Raw genomic sequence first — 5,067 nt, 5'->3', positions numbered from 1 at the left:
GTAGTTGTAGAAGGTAAGGAAGCAGGAGGGCATCTGGGTACGGACAGATCTATGAGGGAGATACTGCCCGAGGTATGCAAAGAGGTAGATATTCCTGTAATAGGTGCCGGAGGTATAATCACTGGAAGAGATATAGCAGATGTAATCAAGCTTGGCGCCAGTGGGGTTCAGATGGGTACCAGATTTGCTGCCAGTGTAGAATCCAATGCCTCAAAAGAAATGAAGGAACAATATATAAAAGCAACCAGGGGAGATATTGTACATGTAAACAGTCCAGTAGGCTTGCCCGGTCAATGTATAAGGAACGATTTCTATAACATGATAGAAAAGGGAGAATCAGAAGATAATAGCAACTGCATAGCATGTTTAAAGCGATGCAGCCATAGTTTCTGCATAATGAATGCTCTTGTCAATGCCTGTGAACAGGGTAAAGGGGAAAAAGCCTTGATGTTTGCAGGGGAGCTTGTATATAAGATTAAGGATATACTGCCTGTGAGACAGATATTTGAAAATCTGCTGAAAGAAGTAGCGGAGGTAGACTAACCCCCGCTTCTTCTATCTTGGTCTGGATATCTCTATATTGACTTTTCTGCCCATCAATCTCTTGCCGGAGCAATACTTTATTATATCCTTTGCAGCATCACTGGTTGCATTGACAAAGGTGAATTTCTCCATAATATCAATATCTCCGATGTCTTCTTTATCTGTATCTGCGTTATCGCTGAAGAATTGAAGCAACGCCCTTGGATTTATTCTATCCATTCTTCCTATGTTCAGGAACAATCTAACATAGGTACTCCCAGCACCTATATTATCTTCAGAATAATTAGCTCCCATTTCTTTATCAAGAACCATGCTAATTAGAGCAGCAGCTACATCTACAAGATTGAATTCTTCATCCAGTTCGGTAGCCAAAGGCACAAATCTTTTGTGCTCTTCTTTTTCTATTGCTTCCCTGACCTTTGCTACAGTTCCTTTATATTTTGTTAAAAATATTTCATCTATGGAAGGCACTTCTTTTCTTCTTATTTTGCTTCTGGTGAACTTTTCTATTTGCTTCAGTATATAGTATTCTCTTGATGTTACCAGGGTATAGGCTGTACCTTCTCTGTTAGCTCTGCCGGTCCTTCCAATTCTATGGACATAGGATTCTGTATCCTGAGGTAGATCATAGTTGATTACATGGGATACATTCTCAACATCTATGCCTCTTGCTGCCACATCCGTGGCCACTAAAAAGTCCAGATTACCCTCTCTGAATTTTCTAAGGGTACTGAGTCTATGAGCCTGGCTCATGTCACCATGCATTCCTTCAGCGTCATATCCTCTCATATCCAATGCTTCTACCAGCTCATCCACACCTTTTTTTGTTTTGCAAAATATGATAGCACTGCTGGGTTCATCCACATCCAAAATCCTGCAGAGAGCTTCAAATCTATCTTTTTGTTTTACTTCATAATAATATTGAGACACGGTTGAAACCGTCATAGCATTTTTCACTATAGAAATATGCTTAGTATCCTCTGCCATGTACTTTCTGGAAAGCTTTCTTATTTCATCGGGCATGGTGGCTGAAAAGAGCATGGTTTGCCTGTTTTCATTGGAATTTCTTATAATCTCTTCTATATCATCTATGAAACCCATATCCAGCATTTCATCAGCTTCATCAAGAACCAGAAATTTAATTCTACTTAGGTCTATAATATTTCTTCTGATGAGGTCAAGAACTCTACCCGGAGTTCCAACCACTATATCTATGCCTCTCTTCAGGGCATTTATCTGTCTTTCTATAGGCTGACCTCCATACACAGGCAGCAATTTTACCTTTGTATACTTGGCTATGCGGTTTAATTCATCATTTACTTGAATTGCCAGTTCTCTTGTAGGTGTAAGTATTATTGTGTCTATCTTTCCTTGTCTGCTGCTGTCTAACTTGCTAAGTATTGGGGCACCAAATGCTAAAGTTTTACCTGTGCCTGTCTGAGCCTGCCCAATAACATCAAAACCTTCCAATACAATAGGTATTACCTCTTCTTGTATTTTTGAAGGCTCTTCAAACCCCATATCATCTATTGCCTTAAGTACTTTTTCATTTAATCCCAAATCACTAAATTTCATATTATCCATTAAATCCCTTCCTTCTACTATTCTTTTTATCACAATTATTATTTGCCATTTACAATACAAAAACCCTATAAGAATTAATTCTTATAGGGTTTATTGCTAATATAGAATTATCTTCTAAAGCCTCTGTTGTTCTGTTGCTTTCTAGCTTTTCTGCATTCAGGGCATCTCTGTGGTTCATTCTCAAAACCCTTTTCTTTGTAGAAAGCCTGCTCACCTTCAGTGAACACAAACTCTTTGCCACAATCCTTGCAAGTTAATGTTTTATCTGCCATTTCAACATTCCTCCTTTTCAATTTTTAAAAAGTTTAAAACTGATTGACTCAACGCTTCAAAGGAGAAATGTTGTTAATCTCGTTTTAATCTTTAAAGTGATAACTCATCACACTTCTTGATAAGTATAACACCACTATTTACAAATTGCAAATGTTTTTTGTCTTCTTTTAATTTTTAACACCTTTTTTTATTATTTCATTTTCTGGTTTGTATATATCCTCAGAAATGACTTCTGAAATTAATAATTGATTATTTTCATGAGTGTCTCGTGTGACCCTTACTTTATAACCTGGAGATCCTTTTCTTACAACCACTGTTTCTCCTGCCGGTAAATTAGCATCCTCAATGGTTTCAGTACTTGGTTGGATCTTTTGGTAGACATTATTCTTTATTATATATGTGCGATTTTTCAACTTAGAATTTGAATATAAGTTAATGTAAATATTTTTTTCTTTTAAGTAAGCTTCAATGAGAAGTGGATATCCTAAATTATTTTTGAACTTTAAATCAATATTTCCCCAAGATACCGTTGCATCCAAGCCTAACCCTATATAGGATGGTGGCCGGCCATGAGCCTTTCTCTCTACAATCTCCATACCGCTATCTAGCATGGCTCTGTATAGAGTAGAGGATACCTGGCATATGCCTCCACCTATGCCTGGCTTATAGTTGCCATCTTCCAGCACAGGTGCTGCCTGGAATCCTCTCTCTCTTGTCCTTTCTCCTACATACTCGTTGAAACTGAAAATTTCTCCATCCATAAGTATAATTCCATTGATGGCATTTGTAGCTAACTCAATATTATTTATTCTGGCAGCTGAAGAAAAAGAAAAATCTGTGCTGGATGAAGATATTTTTGCATCTATAGTTTGTAAATCCTCTGCAGTTATAGAAGCTTCCATTTCTATTACAGGAGCTTCTATTACGATCTCATTTAAAACTCCCGATTCAATGCTCCTTTTTATTTGTTCTTCAAGCTTTTTCACATCAAGCCTATAACCTTTAATGTCATCAATGACTTCTACTTTCTCTCCTGGGGTCACTCTAGCCTTTGCATTTTCCGGTTCTCTATTGATATCCTTTTCAACGATGCTGACAAACTCTCCAAGATAGACCTCATTGAACTTATAATCAATATTATATCTGTTGGATAGACCATGCTTAATGAGCTTATACTTATTAAGAGAGCTCAAGCTTTTACCTGTCTCAACAGCCTTGTTAACCCCAGCCTCAATATCGTAGAAAGATATTAGCCTGGAGCAATCCACTTTATAGTTCTTGCCGTTGATAATTATGTTGAGCCCTTTTTCAAACAGAGGAGCAATGTATTCAGATTCGATAATTTTGTTCCCCTCCATTTTGGTTTTGCCGCCTAAATCTATCCCTGCAACCTTAATACCAGGGTATATAAGCTTTTCCCACTGGGAATTTTTATCGTATACCTCCCAAAAGAAGCCAAGTAGCAATCCGATAACACATATAATAAATTCCAATCCAATAATCTTAGCAGCTTTGGTAAGTCGATATTTTTTCTTTTCCATAGAATCCCTCAAATCTTAAGGCATATTTATGGTGTGTTGCTACTCCTCTTTCTTAAAAAAACTCATAATATTATTTATTCTTTGGGTCTCATATTTGATTATGTTATTCTGTTCTTCAAGCATTTTTTGCTTAGCAAGTATTTCTTCTTCGTAGTAGTCTATCATTTGTTTTAGCTTATTAATTTCTTCCTTATGCTTATATATGGTACTGGTTACCGCATTATTGTAATCCCTGGCAAACTCATTGAGTGCTTTTAATCTTCTTTCTCCGTCAGACATGAGAATGTTTATGTTTGTATTTGATGCATTGATTATGTTCATGACCGAAGCTTTATGCACAGCGTAAGGCAAGTTTTCCGGAAGAGCGTTAATAAAATTTCCCAGCATGAAAATTGTATTGATATTGCTGTTCTCCAGCTCATAAGCTGCATATATCTCTTCTATAGACTTATTCTTATCATAGTTCATTCTTTCAAACCCAGACTTATTATCCTCTCTGTTTGATGGTTTTAGCTCATGACTATTGCTTTGTGGTTGCTTATTAATATCACTTACCTTTTGCGTCAAAATCGGCTCTTCTGGCTTTTTCTCTTTATTTACAACTCCTTCTCCATTTCCATTGCCTGTTTTTTCTACTATTCTGAATTTTTCCAACATGCTTATCATCTTTGACATAACATCTCTCCCCTTATATAATTTATAAATTTTTCTTTTATGCTATAGTAAATCAATTAAGAAGTTATATTCTGTAATCACATGAGATGATAAATAATTCCTCTTCCCAGTAAGATAGATATAAGTAAAATCACAAAACCGGCTAAAAAATATGTAAATTTCTCAGTAAACTTGTAGTTTCTTTTTAATAAAAGATGATTAAAAAATTTTATAGCTTTATTGCAGATAATCAAAACAAAGGTACTGGTAAGAAGCACAAACAATACTAACTTTAACATAATAATAATTCACATCCTAAATTAATTAAGGAATAGTTTGTAATTTAAATCTAATAGTCAAAAAATATACACAATTATATATTATCATACATAATTCGCCAGTAGATGTAAATACTTCTGATACTTTTGTACTATTTTTCTTATTTTTTCTCTTATTTCAACATATCACTGAG

At 35.5% G+C, this 5,067-nt stretch carries 5 protein-coding genes; 1 reads left to right on the top strand and 4 read right to left on the bottom strand.

The window, feature by feature from the left end:
- A partial coding sequence (locus tag ACESM9_RS14375; RefSeq protein WP_373000184.1) for an NAD(P)H-dependent flavin oxidoreductase occupies positions 1-543 on the top strand: 543 nt, incomplete at its 5' end.
- A 12-nt stretch (positions 544-555) separates the two neighbouring features.
- Here ACESM9_RS14375 and ACESM9_RS14370 read toward each other — a convergent pair.
- The 4 genes from ACESM9_RS14370 to ACESM9_RS14355 form a co-directional block, all read right to left on the bottom strand.
- Positions 556-2,127, bottom strand: coding sequence for a DEAD/DEAH box helicase (locus ACESM9_RS14370; RefSeq protein WP_373000181.1), 1,572 nt, complete (start codon positions 2,125-2,127; stop codon positions 556-558).
- 107 nt (positions 2,128-2,234) lie between these two features.
- The gene (locus ACESM9_RS14365) at positions 2,235-2,399 is read right to left on the bottom strand and encodes a zinc-ribbon domain-containing protein (protein WP_373000178.1); all 165 of its coding nucleotides are present in this window, start codon (positions 2,397-2,399) and stop codon (positions 2,235-2,237) included.
- A 168-nt stretch (positions 2,400-2,567) separates the two neighbouring features.
- Positions 2,568-3,941, bottom strand: coding sequence for a VanW family protein (locus ACESM9_RS14360; protein ID WP_373000175.1), 1,374 nt, complete (start codon positions 3,939-3,941; stop codon positions 2,568-2,570).
- 39 nt (positions 3,942-3,980) lie between these two features.
- On the bottom strand, positions 3,981-4,616 hold the full coding sequence (locus ACESM9_RS14355; protein ID WP_373000172.1) for a hypothetical protein: 636 nt from the start codon (positions 4,614-4,616) through the stop codon (positions 3,981-3,983).
- Positions 4,617-5,067 lie beyond the last annotated feature (451 nt).

The organism is Lutispora sp. (genome assembly GCF_041687175.1).
Lineage (GTDB): Bacteria > Bacillota > Clostridia > Lutisporales > Lutisporaceae > Lutispora.
This window is presented reverse-complemented; position numbering and strand designations above follow the sequence as displayed.